Annotated in this window: 25 protein-coding genes, 1 riboswitch and 1 other annotated feature; of the genes, 2 read left to right on the top strand and 23 right to left on the bottom strand. The window is 45.0% G+C overall.

The window, feature by feature from the left end; all coding sequences use genetic code 11:
* Positions 1–155: 155 nt before the first annotated feature.
* From AAV98_RS02895 to AAV98_RS02815, 18 genes are all read right to left on the bottom strand, one after another.
* The gene (locus AAV98_RS02895; RefSeq protein ID WP_060664062.1) at positions 156–917 is read right to left on the bottom strand and encodes a class I SAM-dependent methyltransferase; all 762 of its coding nucleotides are present in this window, start codon (positions 915–917) and stop codon (positions 156–158) included.
* A gap of 181 nt (positions 918–1,098) precedes the next feature.
* Entirely contained in the window at positions 1,099–2,262 is a 1,164-nt protein-coding gene (locus AAV98_RS02890; protein WP_060664061.1) for a MalY/PatB family protein, read from the bottom strand.
* 24 nt (positions 2,263–2,286) lie between these two features.
* On the bottom strand, positions 2,287–3,720 hold the full coding sequence (gene proS / locus AAV98_RS02885) for a proline--tRNA ligase (protein ID WP_060664060.1): 1,434 nt from the start codon (positions 3,718–3,720) through the stop codon (positions 2,287–2,289).
* Positions 3,721–3,857: 137 nt separating this feature from the next.
* Positions 3,858–4,061 (bottom strand) — a binding site (T-box leader).
* 336 nt (positions 4,062–4,397) lie between these two features.
* Positions 4,398–5,021: a precorrin-2 dehydrogenase/sirohydrochlorin ferrochelatase family protein gene (locus tag AAV98_RS02880; RefSeq protein ID WP_060664059.1), complete on the bottom strand. Its 624-nt coding sequence runs from the start codon at positions 5,019–5,021 to the stop codon at positions 4,398–4,400.
* The gene (locus AAV98_RS02875; RefSeq protein WP_060664058.1) at positions 5,002–5,766 is read right to left on the bottom strand and encodes a sirohydrochlorin chelatase; all 765 of its coding nucleotides are present in this window, start codon (positions 5,764–5,766) and stop codon (positions 5,002–5,004) included. The genes AAV98_RS02880 and AAV98_RS02875 overlap by 20 nt, the downstream gene beginning before the upstream one ends.
* Before the next feature lie 15 nt (positions 5,767–5,781).
* A complete protein-coding gene (gene cobA, locus AAV98_RS02870; RefSeq protein WP_060664057.1) occupies positions 5,782–6,558 on the bottom strand; it encodes a uroporphyrinogen-III C-methyltransferase in 777 nt (258 codons plus the stop codon).
* Between the two features lie 3 nt (positions 6,559–6,561).
* Positions 6,562–6,780 carry a DUF3906 family protein gene (locus tag AAV98_RS02865; RefSeq protein WP_060664056.1) on the bottom strand — a complete coding sequence of 73 codons (219 nt, stop codon included), beginning with the start codon at positions 6,778–6,780 and terminating at the stop codon, positions 6,562–6,564.
* Entirely contained in the window at positions 6,764–8,395 is a 1,632-nt protein-coding gene (locus AAV98_RS02860; RefSeq protein ID WP_060664055.1) for a nitrite/sulfite reductase, read from the bottom strand. Before AAV98_RS02860 ends, AAV98_RS02865 begins: the two co-directional genes overlap by 17 nt.
* Before the next feature lie 15 nt (positions 8,396–8,410).
* On the bottom strand, positions 8,411–9,013 hold the full coding sequence (gene cysC, locus AAV98_RS02855) for an adenylyl-sulfate kinase (RefSeq protein ID WP_060664054.1): 603 nt from the start codon (positions 9,011–9,013) through the stop codon (positions 8,411–8,413).
* Between the two features lie 15 nt (positions 9,014–9,028).
* A complete protein-coding gene (sat, locus tag AAV98_RS02850; protein WP_060664053.1) occupies positions 9,029–10,180 on the bottom strand; it encodes a sulfate adenylyltransferase in 1,152 nt (383 codons plus the stop codon).
* Between the two features lie 72 nt (positions 10,181–10,252).
* On the bottom strand, positions 10,253–10,456 hold the full coding sequence (locus AAV98_RS02845) for a hypothetical protein (RefSeq protein ID WP_060664052.1): 204 nt from the start codon (positions 10,454–10,456) through the stop codon (positions 10,253–10,255).
* Positions 10,457–10,517: 61 nt separating this feature from the next.
* Complete coding sequence (locus AAV98_RS02840; RefSeq protein ID WP_060664051.1) at positions 10,518–11,600, bottom strand: inorganic phosphate transporter; 1,083 nt, start codon at positions 11,598–11,600, stop codon at positions 10,518–10,520.
* Between the two features lie 30 nt (positions 11,601–11,630).
* Positions 11,631–12,347, bottom strand: a complete 717-nt coding sequence (locus AAV98_RS02835) for a phosphoadenylyl-sulfate reductase (RefSeq protein WP_060664375.1) — start codon at positions 12,345–12,347, stop codon at positions 11,631–11,633.
* A 290-nt stretch (positions 12,348–12,637) separates the two neighbouring features.
* On the bottom strand, positions 12,638–12,799 hold the full coding sequence (locus AAV98_RS19830) for a YezD family protein (RefSeq protein ID WP_082380749.1): 162 nt from the start codon (positions 12,797–12,799) through the stop codon (positions 12,638–12,640).
* 225 nt (positions 12,800–13,024) lie between these two features.
* Positions 13,025–13,129: riboswitch (SAM riboswitch) on the bottom strand.
* Between the two features lie 120 nt (positions 13,130–13,249).
* Positions 13,250–13,789 carry a hypothetical protein gene (locus AAV98_RS02830; RefSeq protein WP_060664050.1) on the bottom strand — a complete coding sequence of 180 codons (540 nt, stop codon included), beginning with the start codon at positions 13,787–13,789 and terminating at the stop codon, positions 13,250–13,252.
* A 150-nt stretch (positions 13,790–13,939) separates the two neighbouring features.
* Positions 13,940–14,860, bottom strand: coding sequence for a diacylglycerol kinase (locus AAV98_RS02825; protein ID WP_060664049.1), 921 nt, complete (start codon positions 14,858–14,860; stop codon positions 13,940–13,942).
* 279 nt (positions 14,861–15,139) lie between these two features.
* Positions 15,140–16,675, bottom strand: a complete 1,536-nt coding sequence (locus AAV98_RS02820) for a flotillin family protein (RefSeq protein WP_156317580.1) — start codon at positions 16,673–16,675, stop codon at positions 15,140–15,142.
* 12 nt (positions 16,676–16,687) lie between these two features.
* Complete coding sequence (locus AAV98_RS02815; RefSeq protein ID WP_060664048.1) at positions 16,688–17,227, bottom strand: hypothetical protein; 540 nt, start codon at positions 17,225–17,227, stop codon at positions 16,688–16,690.
* Between the two features lie 230 nt (positions 17,228–17,457).
* Between AAV98_RS02815 and AAV98_RS02810 the strand changes: the two genes are divergently transcribed.
* Entirely contained in the window at positions 17,458–18,342 is an 885-nt protein-coding gene (locus AAV98_RS02810) for a M15 family metallopeptidase (RefSeq protein WP_156317577.1), read from the top strand.
* A gap of 281 nt (positions 18,343–18,623) precedes the next feature.
* Here the strand turns inward: AAV98_RS02810 and gatB are convergent, their stop codons facing one another.
* The 3 genes from gatB to gatC are packed head-to-tail and all read right to left on the bottom strand — an operon-like array spanning position 18,624 to position 21,841.
* A complete protein-coding gene (gene gatB / locus AAV98_RS02805) occupies positions 18,624–20,054 on the bottom strand; it encodes an Asp-tRNA(Asn)/Glu-tRNA(Gln) amidotransferase subunit GatB (RefSeq protein WP_060664046.1) in 1,431 nt (476 codons plus the stop codon).
* Positions 20,055–20,070: 16 nt separating this feature from the next.
* Positions 20,071–21,528 carry an Asp-tRNA(Asn)/Glu-tRNA(Gln) amidotransferase subunit GatA gene (gene gatA / locus AAV98_RS02800; protein WP_060664045.1) on the bottom strand — a complete coding sequence of 486 codons (1,458 nt, stop codon included), beginning with the start codon at positions 21,526–21,528 and terminating at the stop codon, positions 20,071–20,073.
* A 22-nt stretch (positions 21,529–21,550) separates the two neighbouring features.
* Positions 21,551–21,841, bottom strand: coding sequence for an Asp-tRNA(Asn)/Glu-tRNA(Gln) amidotransferase subunit GatC (gene gatC, locus AAV98_RS02795; RefSeq protein ID WP_060664044.1), 291 nt, complete (start codon positions 21,839–21,841; stop codon positions 21,551–21,553).
* Positions 21,842–22,352: 511 nt separating this feature from the next.
* Between gatC and putP the strand changes: the two genes are divergently transcribed.
* On the top strand, positions 22,353–23,858 hold the full coding sequence (gene putP / locus AAV98_RS02790) for a sodium/proline symporter PutP (protein WP_060664043.1): 1,506 nt from the start codon (positions 22,353–22,355) through the stop codon (positions 23,856–23,858).
* A gap of 558 nt (positions 23,859–24,416) precedes the next feature.
* Here the strand turns inward: putP and AAV98_RS02785 are convergent.
* Positions 24,417–25,076: a DUF4397 domain-containing protein gene (locus AAV98_RS02785; RefSeq protein ID WP_060664042.1), complete on the bottom strand. Its 660-nt coding sequence runs from the start codon at positions 25,074–25,076 to the stop codon at positions 24,417–24,419.
* Between the two features lie 288 nt (positions 25,077–25,364).
* On the bottom strand, positions 25,365–26,909 hold the full coding sequence (gene pruA / locus AAV98_RS02780) for an L-glutamate gamma-semialdehyde dehydrogenase (protein WP_060664041.1): 1,545 nt from the start codon (positions 26,907–26,909) through the stop codon (positions 25,365–25,367).
* Positions 26,910–26,971 lie beyond the last annotated feature (62 nt).

Below are 26,971 nucleotides of genomic sequence, written 5' to 3'. Positions count from 1 at the left end.
TCCGCTTACTGTCCAAACAGGGTCATTTACTGTCGGAACTAGGGCAAATACAATCCAAGTTTGGGTATTTACTGTCCGCTTTCAACCAAATACTGTCCAAAAACCATGAAATACATGCCAAACGACGTAATTCAACAACTCTTAAAATATACCGTTTATTTGCTTAACGCCTTCAAAACAAACCGGTCCTGTCTGATATCCAAATACCCTTCCCGCTTTATTTTCAGATGAAGTTCATACAAGCGATCCAAATAATCCTCCACTTTAAAATCCACCACCTGCCAAGGAATAGCCTTTAAATAGTAGATAAGCGCACCAATATCATAAAACCGCTGCACCGGGAATTCCTTTTTACTGAGAAGAACTTGAAAACCGTAATCTTCCAATTGCTTATGTGCAAATTCAAGATTCCAATGCGCATACTCTTCATTAACCGGCGCACCAAGGAGTCGGTTGATGTCCTGGCAGTCACTCCAGCCGACCTGTTGAGTCAAAAAAGTTCCCCCTGCTCTCAGCACTCTTCTAACCTCGCTCGGATCGTACTCTTCGTGTTTGTTAATAATCAGGTCAAAGTGCTTGTCTGGAAAATGCAGCTGATTGTCGGGCTCTACTTCAACCACCTTTACACCAAGCGGCTCCAGTCTTTCTTTTGCAATAGGAACGTTTGGTTTGTAGCCTTCCGTCGCACAGACAGTATGTGGAAATGGTTGCAGCTTGGAAAGCAGCTCTCCCCCTCCTGTTCCCATGTCTAGCATGGAAGTGACGTCAGCCATCAATGTTTTTGCCATGCTGCCGTATGACCAAGACAGCATGCCAGATGCAAGGCGCCCAGTTTCGGTTATGTGGGAAAAATCCCATCCGGAAAAATCAATTTCCGCCTCTTTTAAATAGTGTTGAAAAAGTTGATCTGTTTTCATTTAGTTACCCTCCATTTTTTACATTTAGTAGTTGTTTGCCGACAAGTAAGGCTTGGAGGTCCGCGAATGCGGTTTTATATGTTGTGTTCCAGTAAGTTCATTGGTTGCTCTCCTAATTCTCTTTTTTCTAATTATACCAAATATTCCTATATTAAATAGAAAAACCTGCTAACGATGTTCGTCAGCAGGTCTCCAATTCTCTTATTGCAGCTTTCATCCTTAATAGCGCTTCCGTCAACACCTCGCGTGGACAGGCAATATTAATGCGTTCAAATCCTTGTCCGCCAGCGCCAAATTTCATTCCTTCATCTAGACGAACTCCCGCTTTTTCTAAAAAGAAGGAATGCAATTCATGTGCAGCGATTCCCAGATCCCTACAATCCAACCAAATCAAATGAGTGGCCTCCGGTTTTACTACTTTTATGGCAGGGATATGCTCTTTCAAGTAGGTGCAGACATACTCCAAATTAGCATTCAAATATTCCTTCACTTCTTGAAGCCACGGCAACCCTTTATAGTAGGCGGCGATGGTTCCTTCAACGGCGAATGCGTTGGGGCGCATTAATCCAAATCCAGTCAACAATGTCTCGTATTTCTCTTTGATATCCTTGTTTGGAATAATGAAAATAGAGCTTTGCATTCCCGCAATGTTAAATGTTTTGCTTGGTGCCGCACAGGTGATGGAAAAATCCAGATGGTCCGGATGTACCTTGGCAAACGGAATATGCTTGTATCCTGGATAGGTGAGGTCGCCATGCATTTCGTCTGAGATAACGATCACTCCATGCTTTTCACAAATCTCCCCAATCTTTCGTAACTCTTCACGTGTCCAAACTCTTCCGACCGGATTGTGAGGACTACAAAGAATAAATACCTTCGTATTGGGCTGCGCCGCTTTTTCTTCAAAATCCTCAAAATCCATTTTATAGCCGTCCTTGGAATAGAGGAGGGAATTATGCAAGATGGTACAGCCTTGTGTTTGAATGGTAGAAAAGAAAGGGTAATAGACAGGATCCTGCACGATTACCGCATCACCAGGTTTCGTTAACGCCTTCAGCAAAAGGTTCATCCCGGGAATGATTCCCGGACTGAACGAGATCCACTCCTGCTTTAACTCCCAGTCGTACTGCGTTTTCCACCAATATTCTACAGCGTCATAGTATCTTGCACAAAACGTGCTATAGCCATAAATGCCGTGCGTCGCTTTTTGGCTGATGGCATGGACAATCTCTTCTGAAACCTGAAAATCCATATCTGCAATACAAAGTGGAATGATGTCTTGATCTTCGATAAACCATTTGACAGAATGCGTCTTTCTACGGTCGATGAATTTTTCCAGTTGCATGGCTTTCTCTCCTTAAAAATCGATCTAGTATGCCTTAGCCCAATATACCATATGTTTGGCTTCCTTTCCGCAACACACACAAGTTTCAGCTACTTGTTCCTGTTCAAAAGGCATACAGCGGGAGGTCGCGCTTGTTTCCTCTTTTATCTTGTCCTCACACGCTTGATCACCGCACCACATTGCTTTAATGAAGCCGCCTTTGTGTTCGATTTGCTCTTTAAAGTCATCGAAAGTCGTGGCCACACTAGTTTTCTCTTCGCGGTGGGAACGGGCTTTTTCTAACAGATTTTTTTGGATGTCTTCCAGGACTTCTTGGATTTTCGCTTCCAGACCTTCCATTGGCGTTATCAATTTTTCCCCAGTATCACGGCGGACAAGGACAACTTGTTGCTGTTCAATATCCCTTGGACCAGCTTCCAGTCTTAATGGAATCCCCTTCATTTCATACTCATTGAACTTCCAGCCAGGCTTCTTGTCGCTTGCGTCCATTCCAACGCGAATGGTTTTAGCCAGTTTTTCTTTTAAGTCATAGGCAAAATCCAGCACGCCTTCTTTATGCTGAGCGATTGGAACAATCATCACCTGCGTTGGCGCAATTCTTGGAGGAACGACAAGACCGCGGTCATCGCCGTGGACCATAATCATGGCTCCGATGATGCGAGTGGTGAAGCCCCAAGAAGTTTGCTGCACATATTCTTGCTTACCTTCACGGTTTAAGAATTGTATGCCGAATGCTTTGGCAAAACCGTCCCCCAGATGATGGGAAGTGGCGGATTGCAATGCTTTTCCGTCATGCATCAGGCTTTCGATCGTATAGGTGTATTTGGCTCCGGCGAATTTTTCTTTTTCCGTCTTTTGTCCTTTGATAACAGGGATGGCCAGAATGTTCTCACAGATTTCTGCGTAGACGTTAAGCATTTTCACCGTTTCTTCATGTGCCTGTTCGTCTGTCTCATGGCAAGTGTGGCCTTCTTGCCAGAGGAATTCAAGTGTTCTTAGAAACGGCCTGGTTGTCTTTTCCCAACGGACGACGTTTGCCCACTGGTTGTAGAGCTTTGGCAGGTCGCGATAGGAATGGATAATGTTTTTGTAGTGTTCTCCGAAAAGTACTTCAGAAGTTGGACGGACCACTAAGCGTTCTTGTAGCTTTTCGTCGCCTCCGTGGGTAACCCAGGCTACTTCAGGCGCGAATCCTTCGATGTGATCTTTTTCTTTTTGAAGAAGACTTTCTGGTATGAAAAGTGGCATGTAAACATTCTCATGACCGGTTTCTTTAATCCGTTTGTCGAGTGCGTCTTTGATATTTTCCCAAAGTGCGTAGCCGTATGGGCGGATGATCATGCTCCCGCGGACGCTTGAGTAGTCAACAAGTTCTGCTTTGGTGACAACATCTGTGTACCACTGTGCGAAATCTTCATCCATATTGGTGATTTTTTCTACGAAATTTTTATTAGACATGTTGGTTTGCTCCTTTTTTTGAAAAGTTCGTGCGGAAATAAAGTGAGTTGGTGCGGAAATGGCTCAAGTTCGTGCTAAAACACCCCGAGTTGATGCCAAACTCATTTTTCAGCTAAATAAAAAAAGCCCCGCTCAAAATAAGGGACCATTCCTGGCGGTACCACCCTCATTCAAAGCAAAGCTTTACTCTCTTTCATGGTAACGGTTTTAAACCGCTGCACCGTTTCTGATGCAGAACTCTGAGGCAGGTTCAAATGCTCATCTATGGCTGCCTCTCACCACTCGGCACCCTCTCTTGGATAGACGAAAATCATTCTACTAGTCCTCTTCGACGTTTGATATTGAGAAGATTATATAGGTTTGTTGGAAAATTTGTCAATCTATTATTTTATTAGTATGGGGTAATTTTTGATACTTAAACCTATGTAGGTAATTTATTTAGGGGGAGTCGACGATTGGTCTTTATTTTGAATCTATTTTTAGGTTTACCAGCATGCAGAGTGTTTTAGAACTGCCTTTAAAGACCTGGCTCTCTCATTTTCCTTCTCACAGAAGTCTTTAGACTGCCTATAAAGACTTCTCCCACTCTTTACCCAGCGAACACAGGTCTTTACGCCATACCACAATAAAATAACAACCGTACAATCCGACAAGTACGGCCGTCCCTTCACCATCTGCTATGATATCAACCTTTCCTTCAATCGCAACAACTCCTCCAGTTTCTTTTCCCTAGCCTCTTCCTCCAACCGATACCTATCCTCCAATATCTCCCACAGCAGCTCCCCCTTTTCTTCAAAAGATAACGGCAGCCGCTTCACCACCTCCCGATATTCTGCCAAAAATTCCGTATAAGAAACCCAGGAAAAGTCGAACTGTTCCTCGAGCTCTCTTTTCAACTTACGAGTCAATTTAGGACTAGATCCGTTGGAGGTCACGGCGATCTGCAGGTTTCCACGCCGGACGGTTGCCGGGAATGTGACGTTCCCTTCCCCAGACTCGTCTACCACGCAAACTAGCAGCGACTCATGCAACGAGCGAACCAATGCAGCGTTCACCTCTCTGTTGTTCGTCGCTAAGATTGCTAAAAACGCCTCTGCAAAATCATCTACCACCGCTCCACGCTCCACTAGCCGATACCCTCTCAACGCTGACAACTCCCGCACTTCCTCCGAAAATTCTGGCGCAATAAACGTGATATCTGCCTGCTCCGCGTCCAGCACCTTAGCTTTCCTGGCCGCAATCCTACCGCCGCCTGCAATTACTACTTTCTTCCCCTTCAAATCAATGATTAATGGTTGCAATCCCCACCTCCTCCTTTCCTAAAGCAGTAGCCCGTTCCACCACAATATCCTCAATTACCCTGTGATGGCTCAACTGTTGAATTAACAAAATATCCTGTCCGGATCGTTGTCTTTTTTGGACTTCCCGCTCTACTTCACTTAATAACAGACCTGCAAATAATAGATACGGCACAACCAATACTCTCCCAGCTGCCTCGCCACTAATCCGCTCTATCCCCTCGGTGAACAATGGCGTGGTAGCAGCCAGATAACAGACGCTCACTTTGGAAACGCCTAACCTGTCAGCAAGCACCGTTTTTATCTCTGCAAAAGCCTCATGAATAGCGGGATCACTACTCCCCCTGCCAACCAGCAAAACAGAATCCGTTTCTTCCACCTTCCCAACCGTCTCCCTCACCAATTCACTAATCGCTTCCACGATTCGCTCCTGCACCCCAAAAGCAGGGGCAATTTCTAGGCGAACCTGCGGATATTTTACTCGAAGTGGCTCCAGCGCTTCCGGAATGTCCTCTTTTATATGACCAGCTGTTAAAAGAAAGACAGGAACCACGGTGATCTCGGTCGCACTTTTTGCCACACAGCGCTCAAATCCTTCCGGGATGTATGGCTCGGTCAGTTCCAGAAAACTGATTTCCTGGATGGGTGCATCAACTTTATCAATGACCCGATTCAGAAATCCCTTCGCTTCCCAAGCACCTTTTTTTGACCGTGTTCCATGCCCCACATATAAAATGGCTTTAGTCATCAAACCCGCCCCCTTCTAACCGTGCACGACAGGCAAATGTGGCACGACCTCTTCTTCAAACCAGTGCAATTTATCATGTAGTTTCACGACTTCTCCAATCACAATCATGCTCGGATTGGAGATGTTGGCATCCTTTACTTTTCGCTCGATGTTGGAAAGCGTCCCTACAACGGTCCGCTGCTCATTAAGCGTACCCCAGTGCACAAGTGCAATTGGTGTTTTAGAAGACTTACCATTTTCTTGCAGACGCTTTAGAATATTGGGCAGCTGCGAAACCCCCATGTAAACACAGATTGTATCGACGGCATGCGCAAGATTTGCCCACTGATGCTCCGCTTCCTTGTCACCAGCCTGGTGTCCGGTAACAAACGCAAAACTTTTGCTCAAGGTCCGGTGGGTGACCGGAATGCCGGCGTAAGCAGCCGCTCCGATTCCAGCAGTTATCCCCGGTATGATTTCAAAAGGGACATCCTGCTTGAAGCATTCCTCTGCCTCCTCGCCGCCACGTCCGAATACAAACGGGTCGCCTCCTTTCAAACGCACGACCTGCAATCCTTTTTTGGCATATTTTACGAGAAAATGATTGATCGTTTCCTGCTTCATCGTATGGTAATGGGGCAGCTTTCCGCAGTAGACAAGCTGCGCCTCTTTTTTGGCATAGTTTAGTAGTTCCGGATTCACCAGGCGGTCATAGAGGATGACATCTGCCTGCTCGAGTAGGCGCAACCCCTTCACTGTAATCAATTCTGGATCCCCGGGACCCGCTCCCACCAAATATACTTTTCCGGTCATGCGCTACCACCCTTTCTCCTCTGGATCTAAAATATAGCCACTCTTCTTTCCAAGGCGCTTTTTCTCTCGTAAAATAACTTCTTTTACTTGGGGCTCTTTTAAATAAAATTTCTCAAGCTCCACATCTAGATGTTCAAAAGCTGCTTCATCATTCTCAGCAAAGATGACGGATACAATTTCCTTGGCCTCTATGGTTACGTCAAATCTATACAGATACGCCATCGGTTTCTTTTCCTAAAATAGTATCTAGTACACCTTGCAAGGTAGAAATTCCCACACGTCCTACAAAATCGAAGAAAGATTCCCCTTTTGTCTTCTGGTCGCGGAAGTAGATTAATAGCTCCTCCAAGACATCGGTCAGTTCCTCTGCCGCTACTTTCCCCTTCAGCTTTTCATTGAACTTGCCACCTTGATTCAACGTTCCGCCAACATAGATCTCATAGGCTTCCACCATCTCTTTTTGCTCATTGCGCATTTTCATCCCCTGCAGGCCAATGTCGGCAATTTGGCGCTGACCGCAGGAATTCGGGCAACCTACCATATGCGTACGTATTGGAACATCCAAACTGATGCGCTGATCAAGTTCTTCTGCAATCAAGCGCATGCGTTCCTTCGTTTCCACCAAAGCCAGGTTGCAATACTCGATACCGGTGCAGGAAACCGCATGCCCGAGAAAGGAGTTCGGGTTGATAGAAATGCGTTTGAATATCGGCTCTTTTAACAGCGCCTCCACATTTTCAGCCGGGATGTTCGGAATGATGAGATTCTGGGAGTTACAGGTTCTAATTTCCCCATTTCCGTACTTTCCTGAAATTCTCGTAAGCTCGAAAACTTCTTCCGCATCCAAGCGTCCGACCGGCACGTTGAATCCAAGAAACTTTAAGCCCGCCTGCTTTTGATCATGAATCCCGTAAAAGTAACCAGCATTCCATTCTTCTTTTGGCTCTTCTCCTTTGGAAGGTAGCGGCCCTGTGTACTCTAGCAGCTTCTCCTTGAACTTTTCCGGCCCCCAATCGGCTACTAAAAACTTCAAGCGTGCAAGATGGCGCTTCTCCCGATAGCCAAAATCACGGAATATGGTGGTTACCGCAATCGCAATTTCAAGCGTTCTTTCCGGTTCTACGAATACATCAATGGTTTCTGCGAGAAACGGTCTGGAGGATAGCCCGCCCCCGACTTTCAAATGGAAGCCACTTTTCGAGACACCATCAATTGTTTTTGTCGCCGGTGTAAAAGAAACACAGTTGATTTCCGCATTCGATGCATTTTTCGTATTGGCACTGATAGACATCTTATATTTTCGCGGCAGGTTCGAGAAGTCCTCATTCTTCTGGAAAAAATCATAGACCTCTTTTACAATCCCCGTTGTATCAAAAAGCTCATCAGGATCCAGGCCCGCAATTGGGTTGCCGACAATGGTACGGGTGATATCGCCGCATGCTCCTGCACTGGAAAGTCCTACAGCTTCCAGGCGGTCGAAAATGTCTGGGATTTGCTCAATCTCCAACCAGTGGAATTGGATTGCTTGCCTTGTGGTGATATCAAAAACGCCACGACCATATTCCCGTGCGATGCCAGCCAATGCTTCCACTTGCGGCTTGGTGAGAATCCCGGACGGAACATTGACTCTCATCATAAAATAACCATCCTCTTTCGGACGTTGCAGATAAAGCCCAGCCCACTTGAACAAATCCCATTGCTCCTTAGGAATCGAGTCGAATCCATTTTTCGCGTAATGTGGGATGTCATCGAGAATTCGAAGACCATCTTTCTCCAGTTTTGCTTTTTCCGTCTTGTTGATTTTTTCGTTATCGGCCCAGTGTTTTACATATGCCATAAGTGGAACCCCCTTTTAAATAATTTTTTGATTTCTTAAGTAATGGAGTATCGTGCTGACTGCTTCTTCTACGGTCTTTTTGCCTGATGCAATAGTGATTTCTGCTTCTGGTGGCTTTTCGTACGGTGAATCAATGCCGGTAAAATCCTTGATTTCCCCGCGTCTCGCCTTCGCGTACAGTTGTTTCGGATCTCTTTTTTCACATTCCTCTATCGGGCAGTCCACAAATACTTCTATGAACTCTCCCTTTTCAAACAGTTTTCTCACCTGGTCCCGGTCTGCTTGAAAGGGAGAGATGAATGCAGTCGTCACAATCTTGCCGCTGTCGACGAAAAGCTTTGCCACTTCCCCGATGCGACGAATATTTTCGTTGCGGTCCGCATCAGAAAATCCTAAATCTTTGTTAAGACCATGACGGACATTGTCACCGTCCAACACATACTCGTTAATGCTTTGGCGATATAATTCTGTGGATACTGCATTTGCAATGGTCGATTTACCAGATCCCGATAGGCCCGTGAACCAGAGGACACAACTCCCATGCCCGTTCTGTGCCCGGCGCTCCTCTTTTGTGATGGTCTGTTCGTGCCAGGTGATGTTGGTGGCTTTAGAACTCATTTTTCATTTCCCCCTTTATACGGCAGCTGTTTTCTCTTGTTTTAGTCCATCAATCAAGACCTCGATGACCTCTTTTCGACTGAAGGTGGACGGCGGAAGCTCCCCTGCTCTAAGCAGCTCCCTCACCTTCGTGCCAGATAATATAACCCTGTCTTTTGATGGATGTGGACACGTTTTATCCGATGCCATGCCCTCGCATTTATTGCAATAAAAACTATGCTCAAAAAATAATGGCTTGATGCCAAGCTCTTCCTCAGTGAACTGATGGAAAATGTGCTGCGCATCATAAGTACCGTAATAGTCGCCAACTCCCGCGTGATCCCGCCCGACAATAAAATGGGTGCAGCCGAAATTCTTTCTGGCAATAGCGTGAAAAATGGCTTCCCTTGGACCTGCATAGCGCATGGCCGCCGGGTAAACCGCCAGCTGGACACGGTCTGTTGGGTAGTAGTTTTCTAGGAGCACACGATAGCTTTTAAGCCTGACATCCGCAGGAATATCGTCCGATTTTGTTTCGCCTACGAGTGGGTTGAGGAAAAGTCCATCTACCGTTTCCAATGCTGCTTTTTGAATGTATTCATGAGCACGGTGGACAGGATTTCTCGTTTGAAAGCCGACGACCGTTTTCCAACCTTTTTGCTCGAAAAGTTGACGTGTTTGTTTGGGCTCCAGCCAGACGTCTTGGGCTACTCCTTTGTTTGGTTTTTTTATGAGAGTTACTTCCCCCGCTACGTAAATCTCGCCCCTTTCGAATAGGCGTTTGACTCCGGGGTGTGCAAGTTCTTCTGTTTTATAGACTTCTCGGGCCTCTTTTTGGAGGTCTGGCTCATACCATTCGGAAACGGTCATGACTCCATATGTGGTTTGTTGGTGGGTCAGCTTATAAGTAACTCCTTGTTGTAAGCTGCTTGCCACTTCCTTTGTGACCGGCAGTGTGACCGGGACAGACCAAACGGTGCCGTTTGCCAGTCGAAGGTTTTCGACGACAGATTCGTAGTCGGTTTTAGTGAGGAACCCTGTGAGCGGACTGAAGAGCCCGACTCCGATGAGTTCTAGATCGCTTAGGGCGATAGCATCTATTTCGATTTCTTTTGTAAGTTTTGTTGTTTCATAGTTTGGTTGGTAGGCTTGCACAAGCGTGCCGCCATGTGGTTTTGGTAAGGTCATTGATTGTTTACCTCTCTTTTTGTGGAATTTGGTTGAAAATCTATGGGTTTTTAATGATTTAAAATCGTTCGGTCAAATTTCCGGCATGTTGGACAAGTTCACTGCTATTTTAGATAGTGTTCGGTCAACTGTTTGAAAGGTTCGGCCACTTTTAACCGGGGGTTCGGTCATTTGGAAAATTGGTTCGGTCAATTTGACGAAATCTTCGGTCACTTTTAGCGAAACTTCGGTCAACTTTTGAAAATTTTCGGCCACTTTCGGCAACACTTCGGACATTTGCTCCTTGCGCCACCATTTTCTACAGCCACACACCTCTTCGCGCACGCCAAATCCTTAATCACTCCTTACTCCCTCCCGAAACCGCCGCTGCTCCAGATCCAGATCCAGCTCCCCCCGTCCGCTGCATCAAAAACTTCACTCCAAACACGGAAACCAGCACACCAATCATCGCAATCACCGGATAGACATTCTGCTCAATCAACAGCTGAATCAGCGTGTAGGAAAGCACCATTGATAAGACCGGCGATACCACCCACACAACCAGAAGCTGCACGACAATGTCTTTTTTCAAAACAGACCGGCCCTGCTTTACAAAGCCAATCCCAATAATCGACGACGTTGTAATTTGAGTGAGGGGGACTGGTATACCAAACACAGAAGCGACTGTCACAATCCCTGCCCCTGTCCCCGAAATCACGCACCCTTCCTCCAGGCGCAGCTTTGTAATCTTCTTGCCGTTTGTTTCCATGACGCGCTGACCAAGCAATATCGCGCCAAAAGCCACAAATAGTCCTCCCCAGAGAATTCCCTGTCCAGTGCTCATGATGCCTGCACCGACAAGCGGTCCCACGGCATTTGCGACATTATTCATGCCAGCTGAGAATGCCTCGAACACTCCCATCACGACAACCAGCACCGACAAAACCCGAACCGCCCTTGAGGACTTTACCCAACGATCTATGACTTTATTTTTCAGCACCCAGGTCGCCCCGATTGCTAATAAAAATGCCAGAACCGGGGTCAGCAGCCAGAATGAAACAATCCAGGCGAGCTTTCCGACAAACACAGATTGATAGACAATCCCCGCGCCAACGACCGAACCGACCGTCACTTCACTGGTGGAAAGCGGGATGCCGAATACATTTGCTAAAAATAAAGACAGGGCCGCTGATGCAATCACAATCAGTGCAATGGCTACCGTAAAGGTATTCTGTGGGACAATGCCACTGCCCATTGTCTTGACGACCTCTCCACCGCCAAGCCATGCCCCAAAGAACACCGCAATTCCACATAGCACTAAGGCCACATTCCTTTTGACCACTCCTGATCCATACGCAATGCCCATGGATGCCGCCGCACCGCTCGCCCCAATATTCATGGCGAAAAATAGACCAACGATAACGGCTATTGTCACTAACATGCTTTTTCCTCCTTCACTTCACAGACAACCTTAGTTTGTATGCAGGCCGCACTCCGTCTTCCCGCTCCCCGCCCACCGGCCAGCTCTGGAATCACCGTCTGTGCCGACTGCCTGAGTACAGGGAAAGCAGCCGATGCTCGGATACCCTTGATCATGAAGCTCGTTATAGGGAAGTCCCCGGTTCCGGATATAGTCCCACACGTCCTCCCATGTCCAATGAATGAGCGGGCAGATTTTTATGTTTTGGAATTTCTCGTCTCGGTTGAGAAAATTTGTACTGGCTCTCGTTGGTGACTGCTCCCTTCTTAGCCCAGATATCCATGCCTTTTTTGGCGTGAGTGCTTCTTTTAATGGTTCGACCTTTCGAATTTGGCAGCATTTGCCGGGGTCCCTTTTCCAAAGGGCGGTGCCATGTGTCTCCGCTTGCTGGTCCAAAGTGAGCGCCGGTTTTCTTTTTTCAATTTGCAGTGTTGGATATCTATTTTTTATCTGCTCAATGACCTGATAGGTTTCTGGAAAATGCAGATCGGTATCTAAAAATACAATGTGCGCATCGGGCTTTACTTTATGAATGAGGTCGATTAAAACCACTGCCTCTGCCCCAAAGCTTGAGGCATAGATGATTTCTTCGGATTCATAAGTTCCAAAGGACCATTCCAACACCACGGTTGCCCCTTTTGAGTCATCATCAACTGCGAAGGTGGATGAGGTTTCTTTCCAGTTTTCATACGTTATTTTCTGTTTCATGCTGTTATTGCTCCTTTCTTTCCAATGAAAAAAGGCAGCCCTTTTACATGTGCCGGCTGGTTGATCCAAGCCAAGCATGATGTAAAAAGACCGCCTCCAGTTTGTCTGGTCAGCGAGTATTTATTGTTGATTTCTGTAAAACACGCTGTTGATTTCCGTACCGGCTTCGCTTTCCTCGGGGGCTTGTGGAACCTCCTCGGTAAGCCTGCGGGGTCTCCCCTAAGCGCTACCTCCCGATGGAGTCTGTGCCTGTACTCCAATCAACAGCTGAATTCATTTTTAATTGAAATTTATTTTTTCTGAAGGCGAACCTTCTCATTTTTTTCTATCTGAATGACTTTTCCATCCTGTACGACTAGGGTGATAGATCCAAATTTGATTGATTGCAGCATTCTTTCCAAGTGGGTAACAACTTCTTCCCATTCCGACTGTGCCAGTTGGTTCGCCTCCATTTCGTTTTACAAAAATTTAAAAAAGATACCGTTAACCCCGATAGATTGTAGTGCAGGGTGTGAGACTCCGGCGGGAGGTAGCGGTTGCCTTAAGACCCCTGAAGCGTTGTGAGGAGGCTTAAGCACCGCCCCGCGGAATGCGAACCCGGAACGGAAATCTATTGGAGTGAAACAGACAAAAAACGCCTCTCCCATGATGGAAAAGGCGCATTGTCTGTATGCTGCACCTTATCTTCCAAAATGGATATCCATTTTGCTGGAATTGGCACCTTGCTGTTCGCAGGTTGCCGGGCTTCAACGGGCCAGTCCCTCAGCCGCTCTAGATAAGCGTCGTTTAAGTTGTGTTTTTTGTTAAAATTAATCCTACCATACTTATATGAATTGTCAACAAAGATATTGACTGTTTTTTTAGATTTTTTATTTTTGGGAAGTTGGTCCTAGTCAGGTGCATTATTCCCCGATTTTTTTTAGCTTAGTTTCACCATCTATCATGACCGCTTGATAGGAATCGCCTGAGGTTGTTTCGAAAAGAACGCCTTGGATGGTCTCTTCTTGTCTTTCAAGATTCTCCAATTCCACTTTTGTTAACTCTTCCGGATCAAACGTAACTTTCCCTTCCAGCTTAAATTGTCCGTCGCCTATTTCCTCTGCCATCTCAATTTCATGGTCGAGCATACGCTCCTCTAACCATCCGGCAAGTAAGGGTTCTACTGTATCTTTTACTATTTTCAACTTATCATTATAGGTAAGAATCATGGAGTAGCGGACATATTGAACGGTTTCATACTCATTTCCACCCATGCCAACGGAAGTCGAGGTAATGGTGAATTCAGGATCTGTTTCAGTTTGAGCGAACATGTTACAGCCGGTTAATACAATGGTGAGGCAACACAAAACGGCTAGCCACTTAACACTAACCCCACATTGTTTTCTCGTAAAGCCAACTATTGAAATAATTGCCTCACACCTATTTTTCTTTATACTAACCACTCCTAACCCCTCCAGTTGGGCATTCCCATTTTACTCAACATTAGCATATTTTTCCTTCCATGTGTTGCAATAAAATAAAAATGATGCGTGTTTCCTATTGGAAAGATTTCAAAAAAAATAAGCAGCGGCTTCACTCTCCGCTGCTTATTTCTATTCGCACTTTGCCATTTCGATTTTCTTGCGCTTTTCTGTTACGAGCACTTCTAGGTGACGGTAAAGGTTGACGAATTCGCCTGGAAGCAGGCCACCGTACTCGCCGTCTAGATTTAGTTGCATTTTCTCTTGCGTGTTTACTTTTACCCTGTTTGCCTTTGTGTAAATAACTAAATCATCTTTCACATGATCACCGCGCAGTGCCATGGAAGCAATACGGATGAAGTCTGCAATATTTGCCTTTTTTAGAATGATTAGGTCAAACATGCCGTCGTTCATGCAGGAATCTGGCGCAAGCTTTTCGAAACCGCCTACGGAATTGGATAAGGAGACTAAGAACAGCATGATTTCACCTTCAAAGATTTTTCCGTCGTATTCAATCGTTACGTTGGTCGGGCGAATAGATGGAAGCATCTCAATTCCTTTTAGATAATAGGCAAGCTGGCCAAGCAATGTTTTCATTTTAATTGGCACTTCATAGGAAAGCTCGGTCATTTTTCCGCCACCGGCAATATTCATGAAGTACTGATCATTTGCTTTTCCAATATCCACTGGCATTGGAACGCCTTCTGCAATAACATCGACACAACCTAAAATGTCATCCCGTGGCAGATCCAGTGCTCTGGCAAAGTCGTTGGTCGTTCCGACTGGAATAATGCCAAGCTGTGGGCGGTAATCCTGTTCTGCCAACCCGTTAACCACTTCATTGATTGTTCCGTCTCCGCCAGCCGCCACCACAAGGTCGTATCTGCGTTTTACAGCAAGCCTAGCAGCCTCTGTCGCATCTCCATGACCTGTTGTTGCATGGCAGGATGTTTCATAGCCCGCTTTCTCTAATCGAACCAACACTTCTGGCAGATGCTTTTTGAACAGCTCACGACCAGATGTTGGATTGTATATTACCCTAGCTCGTTTCATTTTCCCATCATCCTATACGTATATTTAACTAAGCCCTCTTTTATATCTATGTGTTGTCTATTCTGTATGTTTTATATAAGTTAGTTATATTTTTACCAATACCACTAAGTAGTGAACCTATAACCCACTACTGATAACATATTAGCCTATTCGGGTGTGGATATGCAATTAAAATGAAAATTTCGAGAAATGCGGTTGACATCTCACCAATACAAAACCCCCAACCGCACCGCCACTTCTCAAAAGTAGCAGCTGCAGGTGGGGGCACCAAGCTCTCTATTACTCTTCTGTCTTCTTCTCTTCGCTCTTTTTAGAAGTAGCGATTTCGTTCGTCAGGCTGTCGATGCTGTGACGCACGTTCCCTTTGCCGGAGAAATTTTCAATCAGTTCTTTTACATCAATTCCAGATGACGCCTTCAGAGATTCTTGAAGAGTGGACATCAGGTTGGTTGCGTAGCCAGTCACTTTGTTGGCGCCGCCATTTTCACCGCTTCCGCCAGTGTCCACAACCGTGATCTTATCGATGTTGCCAAGTGGAGCTGCAACTTGCTTCGCATATTCAGGAAGCATCTTGATGATCATGTCGAGGATAGCCGCTTGACCGAACTGTTCGAATGCTTCTGCAATCTTCTCTTTCGCTTCTGCTTCAGCAAGACCTTTCAGACGGATAACTTCTGCTTCAGATTCCCCTTGCGCCCTTTGTGCATCAGCAATAGCAAGACCGTCGATACGGACTTTTTCTGCTTCTGCTTTGGCCATTGCTTCAATGCGGTATTTGTTTGCATCGGCTTCTGCCATTTGTTTTGCTTTATCGGCTGCTGCAGCCTGCTCAACTGAGTAACGGTCTGCATCTGCTTTTTTCTTAACTTCGGAATCGTATTGACGCTCACGACGCAAAATCTCTTTTTCCTCAAGCTCAATTTGCTTTTGACGCTCGATGATTTTGATTTGCATCTGTTGCTCAGTTACTTCTTGCTTCGCACGCGCTTCCTCGAGGTGGTACGCTTGGTCGGCACGGGCTTTTGCGATGTCTTGCTCGCGGCGGTATTCCGCAACCTTCATTTGGTTGGTTTTTTCCGCTTCCGCAATTTCCGTCGCACGCTCAAGCTCCGCGCGCTGTGCGTCTTTTGCTGCTTCCGCACGCTTGATACGCGTTTCTTTATCTGCCTCTGCAGTTGCAATGTCTGCGTCACGCTTTACTTGCGCGATACGTGGTTTACCAAGAGATTCTAAGTAACCGTTGCTGTCGCGGATATCACGAATCGTGAAGGATACGATGATCAATCCCATTTTCGCTAAATCCTGAGATGCCACACGTTGAACTTCTTGGGAGAACTTTTCACGATTTTTATAGATTTCTTCTACTGTCATGGAACCTAGGATAGAACGAAGGTGACCTTCCAATACTTCACGTGCTTCGTTTTCCAGGTCCTCTTTTCTTTTTCCTAAAAATTGCTCGGCCGCTGTAGCAATGTCGCCGATCGAGTTGCCAATTTTGATAATCGCGGTACCATCTGCCATCACAGGTACACCTTGCTCTGTGTATACTTCTGGTGTTTTTACATCTAGTTTAATAGATAGTAAACTTAATGGCTCAGATTGTTGAAATACCGGTACGATGAACGCTCCGCCACCTCGAACAATCTTAATTTTATTTCCGGCTTCATCCGTGTGGACATTTTTCCCGCCCAGGTAGCTACCTGTGATGATTAAGGCTTCATCTGGACCGACTGTTTTGTAGCGCGCGATGAACACGACAATCAGTACGAAAATTAACGCAACGACGGCACCTATAATGATAAACATTTCACCCATTTTCTTTTCCCCCTATTTATTATAGTTTTCTAAAACCTTTTCGTATGGAGTGACAGAAACCACTCCGGTTTGGACATCAATGATCAGGACTTCCGTATCATAAGGGATTTCCTCGTTTTCAAAGCTCTGTGCAGAACGTGAAACGGTGCTTCCCCCGATGCTTAGTACCACTTCCCCAAACCCATCTTTCGGTACCGAGATGATAACTCGTGCAAGCTTTCCTTTTAAGTCATCGTCTGTGTAACCGAGAGAGGAATCGGCGGACTTGATTGGTACAAAAACAAAAATGTGAAGCAGTATGACTAATAGAAGTGCGAGGACGGTGGCAATGGCCAACACCAGCAATCCTGATAGCGGCGAATATTTTTCAACTAGATAGCCTGTTGCTCCAAACACGGTAAAAAATGAAAAGATAAGAGCTGGATCAATAGGTAACACATCAAATATCCCGTCTACCACATCAGACAGTAAAACGTAGATCAGCGTCAAGCCGCCAAAGATGATGAGGCACCAAAAGTAGAGCGTCATCATGTCCAATCCAAACAACGTCATAAGCCATCGTTTCCTTTCCTGTTGTATTGAAGGCAATTCCTATGAACCCTAATCTATCTTCCAAAATTTCCTTCCGCTATTATATACGGGTAATTTCTCCTAAAGGTTTCAAAAACATTTCTATTTTTCTACCTTTTTCTAGGGCGATGTTAGGTGTAAAATAATAGTAGGAATTTACAAACTTTTACCTATTTCATCATAAACCATATAAAAGGGGAAAACTATTGCTTATGCTAAAAAAAGGTATTATTTGTACGTTGGGATTGGGGTTGCTGGCGGGTTGCAGCAGTTTTGATAGTTTATTAGAAGAAGAGAAACCATTGTTAGGGAGTCCTCATGCCGGCAAGTCGCCATTGCCGGTAGTGACAGTGGTGGAAGATGCGGCATGGGAGGATTTTTTTGAAAAAGACGAGGACGGTAGTGAGGTGGTTGTCGCTCCGGAAGATCCGGAAGAAGCGCCTCCTGTAGAAGAACCAGCTCCGCCGGATGAAGCTGAGGAGGTATCAGAACCTGAAGCAATACCTGTTGTGGCCAATCCAAGTGCGATGAATGTGATGGTTAATAAGTTTTGGTCGCTGCCGGAAGGGTATCGTCCTCCGGATTTAATGAAGCCAAATGTACCATTTTCTTTTGGTGATGAAAACAGCGACCGTTCCAAGCTGCGCGCAGAGGCGGCTGAGTCGCTTGAGGTCATGTTCAATGTTGCAAAGGGAGAAGGGATCGAACTTTATGCTCGGTCTGGCTTCCGTTCTTATGAAACACAGGCAGCTATTTTTAAAAATGAAGTAGCCACATTCGGATATGAGCAGGCGGTCCTCTATGTGGCGCTGCCTGGAACAAGCGAACATCAGACTGGACTTGCGATGGATATTACCGCAAAGAGTGTGGGGCTTGAGTTAGTGGAAGCACTTGAGGGGACAACTGAGGGCAAGTGGCTTGCGGAAAATGCCCACCATTATGGATTTATCTTGCGCTATCCGAAAGGAAAAACAAATATTACGGGTTACGCGTTTGAGCCATGGCATTTCAGATATGTTGGCGTGGATATTGCTGGAGAGATTTATGCAAAGGGGATTACGTTGGAGGAATATTTGGGAGATGTGCGGGAGTTTTAAAGGGAAGGGGTAAGGTGGAGCGCATTTGGCGCTCTTTTTTTGTTAGGAGTTGACCTTTGCAGAGGTGCTTGGGGAGCTTTAGAAGTTTGGGGAAATGGGGGCTTTTACATTTATCTATCGTCTACTTTGGAAATTTATTGTCCAAATTTAAGATTTATTGTCCACTTTTACGTTTTATTAGCCAATTCAGGCCAGATCAATGCCATTCGACACACCTCCCCCACAACTGCCCTCACATAAAAAAACCCCAACATCCTACGTTGGGGTTTTCCTTATCACCATTATCGCTTCTTAATTTCCTCAATCAAAATCTTGTTCACTAGTTGCGGGTTTGCCTGGCCTTTGGAAGCTTTCATAATCTGGCCAACAAGGAAGCCGATGGCACGTTCTGTTCCTTCTTTATAATCCTGGATTGATTTCGGGTTTGCATCCAAGGTTTCGCCAACCATTTTACGAAGGGTGCCTTCGTCTGAAATTTGAACAAGGCCTTTTTCTTTTACAATTTTCTCTGCATCGCCGCCGTTTTCAATTAGTTCTTTGAAAACTTTCTTGGCAATTTTAGAAGAAATCGTGCCCTTTTCAAGGAGTTTGATCATACCTGCAAGTCCTTCTGACGTCAATGCTGTATCACTAAGCTCTTTGCTTTCAGCATTCAGGTAAGCAGAAACCTCGCCCATCAGCCAGTTCGAAGCAAGCTTCGCGTCTGCACCCGCTTCAACTGTTCCGTCAAAAAAATCGGACATTTCTTTTGTGATGGTTAGCACTTGAGCGTCATATGCAGGAAGTCCAAGCTCTTCGACGTAACGCTTTTTGCGCTCGTCTGGAAGAGTAGGGATGTCTGCGCGAACGCGCTCTTTCCAATCATCATCGATATATAGTGCGACAAGATCTGGCTCCGGGAAGTAACGGTAGTCATCGGATCCCTCTTTTACACGCATTAGAATCGTCTTCTTCGTCGCTTCGTCATAACGGCGTGTTTCCTGTTCGATCACTCCGCCAGATAAAAGAACTTGTTCTTGGCGTACGACTTCATGCTCCAATCCCTTTTGGACAAAGTTGAAGGAGTTCAGGTTTTTCAGTTCCGCTTTCGTACCGAATTCCTTTTGACCGATTGGACGAAGGGAAATGTTTGCATCACAGCGCAAAGATCCTTCTTCCATTTTACAATCCGAAACGCCCGTATATTGGATGATAGACTTTAATTTTTCCAGGTAGGCATAAGCTTCCTCAGGTGTGCGGATATCCGGTTCTGATACGATTTCCACAAGCGGTGTTCCTTGGCGGTTATAGTCAACAAGGGAATAGCCGTCGCCTGTATGCATCAACTTTCCTGCATCTTCTTCCAAGTGAAGGCGCGTGATACCTATGCGCTTTTTCTCTCCGTTCACTTCGATATCAATCCAGCCGTTTTCGCCGATTGGTTTGTCATGTTGAGAGATCTGATAAGCCTTCGGGTTGTCCGGATAAAAGTAGTTTTTACGGTCGAATTTGGTGTCGGTTGCGACTTCACAGTTCAGGGCCATTGCAGCCTTCATGGCGTATTCCACCGCCTGTTTGTTTAGGACAGGCAAGGTTCCCGGATAGCCAAGTTCAACAACACTTGTGTTGGAGTTCGGGTCTGCGCCGAATTCGTTCGGACTTGCCGAGAAAATTTTGGATTTTGTTTTTAATTCTACGTGTACTTCAAGTCCAATAATCGTTTCAAAGTTCATGTCTATTTTTCACCCCTTACAGCTGTGGCTTCTTTTTATGATGGTCGGTTGCCTGCTCAAACGCATGGGCTACACGGTAAATAGCACTCTCGTCAAAGTGATTTCCGATGATTTGCAAGCCTACCGGCAGTCCGTCTACAAAGCCTGCTGGTACGGAGATTCCTGGTACACCGGCAAGGTTGACTGGAATGGTTAGGATATCATTTGCATACATCGTAAGTGGATCCTTCGTGTTTTCGCCCACTTTAAATGCAGGAGTCGGCGTTGTAGGTCCAATGATGACATCATATTTTTCAAAAACGTCTTCAAAATCCTGCTTGATCAAGGTGCGAACCTTTTGTGCTTTTACATAATAAGCATCATAGTGGCCTGCGCTCAGTGCGTATGTTCCAAGCATAATACGGCGCTTCACTTCAGGTCCGAAACCTTCACTCCGCGTCTGCTTATACATGTCGATAAGGTTCTTCGCATTGTCTGTGCGGTAGCCGTAGCGAACGCCGTCAAAACGGGCAAGATTTGCTGATGCTTCCGAAGAAGACAATAAGTAGTAAGTTGCCAGCGCATATTGGGAATGTGGGAGGGAAACTTCATCCCATGTTGCGCCAAGTCCTTCTAAGACTTTTAGTGCATCTTTAACAGATTGGCGTACCTCTTCGCTAACGCCTTCTGCCAGATATTCTTTTGGCACACCGATTTTTAGCCCTTTAATATCACCAGTCAGGCTGGAAAGGAAGTCCGGAACGTCGGCGTTTGCAGATGTTGAATCCATAGGGTCCAGTCCAGATATTGCTTGTAAAAGGTAGGCATTGTCTTCTACCGTGCGCGTAATTGGTCCAATCTGGTCAAGGGATGATGCGAAAGCAATCAAACCGTAACGGGAAACGCGTCCATAGGTAGGTTTCAAGCCGACTACACCACAGAATGCTGCCGGTTGACGAATGGATCCACCTGTATCAGAGCCCAGGGAGAAAAATACTTCCCCTGCTGCAACAGCTGCTGCGGAACCACCGCTTGATCCACCAGGAACACGTTCAAGGTCCCAAGGGTTTTTCGTTGCAGCAAAGGCAGAGTTTTCATTGGAAGATCCCATGGCAAACTCGTCCATATTAATTTTACCGATAGTGACGGATTCTGCTTGGTTAAGCTTTTCTACCACGGTTGCATTGTAGATTGGATTGAAGTCACCAAGTATTTTACTCGCAGCTGTCGTGCGGATCCCTTTTGTGACGATATTGTCCTTTATTCCAATCGGAAGGCCAAATAATAGGCCATGTTCTTTTTCTAGTCCTAACGCTTGGTCGAGTACTTTTGCATATTTACGGGCATTCTCTTCATCCAGTGTCAGGAATGCTTGTACTTTATCATCGACTTCGTTGATGCGTTTGTACGATGTATCCACAAGGTCAGATACGCTGATTTCTTTTTTATGTAAAAGGCTATGTAATTCCGATAGCTTTTTATCAAACAATGACATGGGGTTCCCTCCTTACTCTTTCCTATTCCATAATACTTGGTACGCGAATCTGGCCGTTTTTGTGATCTGGCGCATTCTTCAGCACCTCATCCACCGGCAGACCATCCTTCGCAACATCTTCCCTCATGACATTCTTCATATGTAGAACATGAGAAGTTGGTTGAACATTTTCTGTATCTAATTCATTCAGCTTTTCCGCGAACGAAATAATTGCATCTAATTGACTTGTGAACATAACTGCCTCATCCTCGCTGATCGCAAGACGGGCCAAATGCGCCACATGCTTCACCTGATCCTCCGAAATACGTGACATCCTCTATCACCTCCACAAAAAATCGAACTTACACAATACCCCTATCATACTAAACTTTAACCCCCACAAGCAATTCTCACGGGATATTGGGATGATTTTTCTTTAGCGGAGTAAAGAGGGGTCTGACCCTCAATGCGTTAGAGCACTAAAGAACCTCTTCCTCTCCCCCGCTCACAAAAGGTTTTTTGTATATGGTATGTTTCGTGTTTTTTGAGGGGAAAATAAGTGGGCATTCTGGGAGGAGTGACGGGGAATAGGGGTAGGAATATTACAGCAATATTACATGTTTCATAATTCTGAATAGTTTTACTTTAATTTCTTTTCGATTGGGAAGTATGCCCATTGTATCAAGGGGTAGCGTGATTTTCTTCCTATTGAAAAAGGTTTCAATCGCTTGAATAAAGGGAAATACTTTGTTAGCTTAAATACTCGTAACCGTTATGAGAGCAATTTGGGGCGCCGGAATTGCTAATGTACAAACTAAATTAAAGATAATTCAGGAGTTGATATTGTGGACACAGGAGTATTTATTTCCCTAGCACTTTATTTTATTGTCATGCTAGGAATAGGTTTATATGCCTATAAGACATCTACAGACGATATTTCAGGCTATATGCTTGGTGGTCGTCAATTAGGACCTGGAGTAACAGCATTATCTGCAGGGGCATCTGATATGAGTGGTTGGATGCTTATGGGTCTACCGGGTGCCATGTATGCAACCGGTGTATCGAGTATGTGGATTGCCATCGGTCTTACAATTGGAGCATATGTTAACTATCTGGTCGTTGCACCTCGTTTAAGGGTTTATACCGAAACTGCGAATGACTCCATTACCATCCCAGATTTCTTTGAGAACCGTTTTTATGATGGAACTCGTATTTTACGCTTCGTATCAGCGATCGTTATAATCATTTTCTTCACTCTCTACACCTCCTCTGGTTTAGTTTCTGGTGGTACACTATTTGATAGTGCATTTGGATTAGACTACAAAACTGGTTTATTCGTAACAGCTGGTGTGGTAGTAGCTTACACATTGTTCGGAGGATTCTTGGCAGTTAGTTTAACTGACTTTGTGCAAGGTGTCATCATGCTTCTTGCTCTGGTATTAGTGCCAATCGTTGCATTTACTGATTTAGGCGGTGTTGGAGTAACACTTGATGAAGTACGTTCCATCGACCCAACTTACCTTGATTTCTTTAAAGGAACAACCGTCCTTGGAATCATTTCTTTACTTGCTTGGGGATTAGGTTACTTTGGACAGCCGCATATCATCGTTCGATTTATGGCAATCAAGTCCATTCGTGACTTCAAAGCTGCTCGTCGTATCGGAATGAGCTGGATGATCGTTTCCATCATTGGTGCGATGGCTACAGGACTTGTAGGGATTGCCTATGTGAACCGTACAGGAATGGAATTGGCCGATGCAGAAACAATCTTTATTGTGTTCTCCCAATTCTTGTTCCACCCATTAATTAGTGGATTCCTACTTGCAGCAATCTTAGCTGCGATCATGAGTACCATTTCTTCTCAGCTACTTGTTACATCCAGTGCGCTGACAGAAGACTTTTATAAAACGTTCTTACGCCGTGAAGCATCTGATAAAGAACTTGTTTTGATTGGACGTATTTCCGTTCTTATCGTTGCACTAGTAGCGATAGCACTATCCCTAACACCAAACGATACCATCCTTAACCTGGTTGGAAACGCGTGGGCAGGATTTGGTGCAGCATTTGGTCCAGTTGTCATCCTAAGTCTTTACTGGAAACGAATGAACCGTTGGGGTGCGCTTGCAGGTATGCTAGTGGGTACCATTACCGTACTAATATGGATCTATGGTCCATTCACCATTAACGGCGAACCGCTAACCGCTTTCTTATATGAAATCATACCAGGATTCATCCTAAGTACAATTGCCGTAATTGTCGTAAGTTATCTTACAAACTTCCCACGTAAAAAAGTACGTGAAGGCTTTACGGAAATGGAAGAAACAATGGAAACAGAACAAAATAAAGAGTAACGGTTGTTTACCAAAGAGAACCCATCAGTGGGTTCTCTTTTCAGTGTGTAGACAAAGCTAAAAATAGTGAAATTCTCTAGTTGATCGCAGTGGAAGGAGCGAAGACTCCTGCGGGAGGAAAGGACATGGAAGACCCCGCAGGGCGTAGCCCGAGGAGGCTTCCGGACTGCCCGCGGAAAGCGAAGCTCCTGCAACGGAGATCAACTCTTCCAACAGATAACCTAACTAGTTTATAGTTTGTCGACAGTCTGCAAAGAGAACCCATCAGTGGGTTCTCTTTTTATTTTATGGAAATAGCTATTTGAAAAGTTAATTTCGTATTTTTTCTTGAACCGGTTGCGGCTCATAATAAAGAAAATTTGTTAAACAAACGTTTGTTTGAAAATAACTATGCTGATAAAATTTTTTCAAGTTCAACTATATGGTTTTAAACTAAAAAAACAGAGAGCTTGGGATGTCCCAATCTCTCTGTATTTTTTACATTGGTTATTCACTTGCTACTTTTACAACGAAAAACAGATGTTGTTTGGACTCTCTGGAACAACTTAATTTGATTGCTTACTTGCTATCCACCAACACAAGTACTTCTAAATTGTCAGCTGTGTTTACTGCAAGAACACTGTACACGGTATCTTTATCAAGTTTTGTTCCGGAGAGATCTAAGACCTGTTTTCCATCCGGAGTTCTGATTTCAAGATCGTACGTTCCTGGCTCAAGTTCTTGATAAGTGGAAAAGTCTTTGAAAGATAAATCACTGAATACAGTGTCTCCTTTAATGACTCCAACTTCCACTGTTGGTGCATCTGGAGAAAGATGGCCTACGCGAGTTAATGCTTTCCCTGTAGGTGCTTTTCTTGTGTCCTCTACCGCAATTAATTCAAGGTTTGCAAGCTTATCGACGGCTGCTACTGTATATGCCTTTCCGCCTTCCACTTCAAGTTGTTGAGCAATAACTGCCTGGTCTTTCTTACCTGCTGGGAAAACTTCTACTTTGTGTGGACCTGCCGGGAGCATTAAGTAGTCTGTAGCATCTTTAAATTTTGCACCCTCAACGGCCAGATTTCCATCTACGTAGATGTCTACCGCTGGAGCGTCAGGGGATGCATGCAAAATACGAACTTGGGCATCTTCTTTATGTCCTGCCTTTGCTGCAACCATGTTGCTCATTCCACCTAATACAAACAGTGCCACTGCTAAAATACTAAGGAATTTCTTCATTTTACGTCTCCTTTTCCTTACTAAATTTGAACACATAAGTTAGTATGAAATGTTCGCGGCAAAAATATGTAAAAAAGTAACAATAAAGTGTTTATTCTGGGTAGATTTCCAACTGAGCATTTTGCGTTCATAAAGAAGCAGGCAGAGATAATGCCAAATTTACCTTATTACATGTCCAACTCAGCTAAGTTTAAGATATATAGTGTGCTCCCATGTAACAAGGCTCCTTCAAGCTAAAAAAAGAAGCTGACACCCAACTAGGCATCAGCTTCCTTCTATTTATAACTTTTACAGAGTTTCAGAAGTTGTTTTTGCTTGTAAGTGAAGCAATAGGTAGTCAGGACCGCCCGCTTTGGAGTCTGTTCCAGACATGTTGAATCCGCCAAATGGTTGGTATCCAACGATTGCACCTGTGCATCCACGGTTAAAGTAAAGGTTACCTACGTGGAAGTCTTCACGAGCTTGCTCAATTTTGTCGCGGTTGTTTGTGATAACCGCTCCAGTCAAGCCGTATTCTGTGTTGTTGGCAATCTCAAGCGCATGATTGTAGTCTTTTGCTTTTGCAAATGCTACAACCGGCCCGAAGATTTCCTCTTTCATCAGGCGAGCTTCCGGATCCACATCAGCAACAATTGTCGGCTGAACGAAGAATCCTTTGGAGTCGTCTCCTTCTCCACCTGCAAGAATACGTCCTTCTTCTTTACCAATTCCAACATATTTCATTACTTTATCAAATGCAGCTTGGTCGATAACAGGTCCCATGTAGTGGTTCTCTGTTGGGTCGCCAACTGTCAATTCTTTCGTTAATTCCACTGCACGGTTTAATACTTGGTCATACACATCTTCCACGATTACCGCACGGGAGCACGCAGAACATTTTTGACCGGAGAATCCGAATGCAGATTTTACGATGGATTGTGCTGCCAACTCAAGATCTCCCTCGCTGTCTACCACAATCGTATCTTTTCCACCCATTTCAGCGATAACACGCTTCAGCCAGATTTGGCCAGGGTTCACTTTAGAAGCACGCTCATAGATTCGTAGACCAACGTCACGAGATCCAGTGAACGAGATGAAGCGAGTGCGTGGGTGGTCTACTAGATAATCCCCTACTTCCGCTCCACTACCAGGTACGAAGTTAAGTACGCCAGCAGGAAGGCCAGCCTCTTCCATTACTTCTACAAACTTAGCTGCAACAACCGGAGTTGTAGATGCAGGCTTCAATAATACAGTGTTACCCGTTACAATTGCTGCTACGGCAGTACCAGCCATGATTGCAAACGGGAAGTTCCAAGGAGAGATGATGACACCTACACCTAATGGGATATAGTTATAACGGTTGTATTCGCCAACGCGGCTCTCTACAGGCATACCGTCTTTTAGTTTAAGCATTTGACGCGCATAGTACTCAAGGAAATCAATTGCTTCTGCAGTATCTGCATCTGCTTCATTCCAAGGCTTTCCTGCTTCTTTTGTTAAAAGTGCAGAGAATTCGTGCTTACGACGGCGAATGATTGCTGCCGCACGGAACAAGATGTCTGCTCTTACTTCTGGCTTCACTTTACGCCACGTTTTGAACGTTTCGTCTGCAACTTGCATTGCCTTCTCAGCCAAGTCACGATCTGCCTTAGACACACGACCAATAACCTCTTCTTTATTTGCAGGGTTCACGGATACGATTTTATCTTCCGTCGTAACACGCTCTCCACCAATAATTAAGTCATAATCTTGTCCTAAATAAGAGTCCACTAGTTTCAAGCCTTCAAGATAAGCTTGTTTGTTTTCCTCATTAGTGAAATCAGTAAATGGTTCATGTTTGTAAGGTAATACCATTACATTCGCCCTCCTTTGCATTCTAAAGCGCTTGCATACAATTCTCATTCTACCCTATCATT

Source organism: Bacillus sp. CHD6a (assembly GCF_001293645.1).
GTDB lineage: Bacteria > Bacillota > Bacilli > Bacillales > Bacillaceae_I > Sutcliffiella_A.
Note: the sequence above shows the minus strand (reverse complement) of the source record. Positions and strands in the feature narration are given on the sequence as shown.

What these genes read in the sequence shown, in the direction of transcription:
- pruA (WP_060664041.1), bottom strand. Translation starts at nt 26,909, where the DNA reads ATGGTATTACCTTACAAACATGAACCATTTACTGATTTCACTAATGAG.
- AAV98_RS02845 (WP_060664052.1), bottom strand. Translation starts at nt 10,456, where the DNA reads ATGTCCGAAGTGTTGCCGAAAGTGGCCGAAAATTTTCAAAAGTTGACC.
- proS (WP_060664060.1), bottom strand. Translation starts at nt 3,720, where the DNA reads ATGTCTAATAAAAATTTCGTAGAAAAAATCACCAATATGGATGAAGAT.
- AAV98_RS02820 (WP_156317580.1), bottom strand. Translation starts at nt 16,675, where the DNA reads ATGGGTGAAATGTTTATCATTATAGGTGCCGTCGTTGCGTTAATTTTC.
- AAV98_RS02825 (WP_060664049.1), bottom strand. Translation starts at nt 14,860, where the DNA reads ATGAAACGAGCTAGGGTAATATACAATCCAACATCTGGTCGTGAGCTG.
- AAV98_RS02860 (WP_060664055.1), bottom strand. Translation starts at nt 8,395, where the DNA reads ATGGCATATGTAAAACACTGGGCCGATAACGAAAAAATCAACAAGACG.
- gatC (WP_060664044.1), bottom strand. Translation starts at nt 21,841, where the DNA reads ATGTCACGTATTTCGGAGGATCAGGTGAAGCATGTGGCGCATTTGGCC.
- AAV98_RS02865 (WP_060664056.1), bottom strand. Translation starts at nt 6,780, where the DNA reads ATGGCGTATCTGTATAGATTTGACGTAACCATAGAGGCCAAGGAAATT.
- AAV98_RS02875 (WP_060664058.1), bottom strand. Translation starts at nt 5,766, where the DNA reads ATGACTAAAGCCATTTTATATGTGGGGCATGGAACACGGTCAAAAAAA.
- AAV98_RS02840 (WP_060664051.1), bottom strand. Translation starts at nt 11,600, where the DNA reads ATGTTAGTGACAATAGCCGTTATCGTTGGTCTATTTTTCGCCATGAAT.
- AAV98_RS02895 (WP_060664062.1), bottom strand. Translation starts at nt 917, where the DNA reads ATGAAAACAGATCAACTTTTTCAACACTATTTAAAAGAGGCGGAAATT.
- AAV98_RS02835 (WP_060664375.1), bottom strand. Translation starts at nt 12,347, where the DNA reads ATGAAACAGAAAATAACGTATGAAAACTGGAAAGAAACCTCATCCACC.
- gatB (WP_060664046.1), bottom strand. Translation starts at nt 20,054, where the DNA reads ATGAACTTTGAAACGATTATTGGACTTGAAGTACACGTAGAATTAAAA.
- cysC (WP_060664054.1), bottom strand. Translation starts at nt 9,013, where the DNA reads ATGAGTTCTAAAGCCACCAACATCACCTGGCACGAACAGACCATCACA.
- cobA (WP_060664057.1), bottom strand. Translation starts at nt 6,558, where the DNA reads ATGACCGGAAAAGTATATTTGGTGGGAGCGGGTCCCGGGGATCCAGAA.
- sat (WP_060664053.1), bottom strand. Translation starts at nt 10,180, where the DNA reads ATGACCTTACCAAAACCACATGGCGGCACGCTTGTGCAAGCCTACCAA.
- AAV98_RS02890 (WP_060664061.1), bottom strand. Translation starts at nt 2,262, where the DNA reads ATGCAACTGGAAAAATTCATCGACCGTAGAAAGACGCATTCTGTCAAA.
- AAV98_RS19830 (WP_082380749.1), bottom strand. Translation starts at nt 12,799, where the DNA reads ATGGAGGCGAACCAACTGGCACAGTCGGAATGGGAAGAAGTTGTTACC.
- AAV98_RS02810 (WP_156317577.1), top strand. Translation starts at nt 17,458, where the DNA reads ATGCTAAAAAAAGGTATTATTTGTACGTTGGGATTGGGGTTGCTGGCG.
- AAV98_RS02815 (WP_060664048.1), bottom strand. Translation starts at nt 17,227, where the DNA reads ATGACGTTGTTTGGATTGGACATGATGACGCTCTACTTTTGGTGCCTC.
- gatA (WP_060664045.1), bottom strand. Translation starts at nt 21,528, where the DNA reads ATGTCATTGTTTGATAAAAAGCTATCGGAATTACATAGCCTTTTACAT.
- AAV98_RS02785 (WP_060664042.1), bottom strand. Translation starts at nt 25,076, where the DNA reads ATGAAGAAATTCCTTAGTATTTTAGCAGTGGCACTGTTTGTATTAGGT.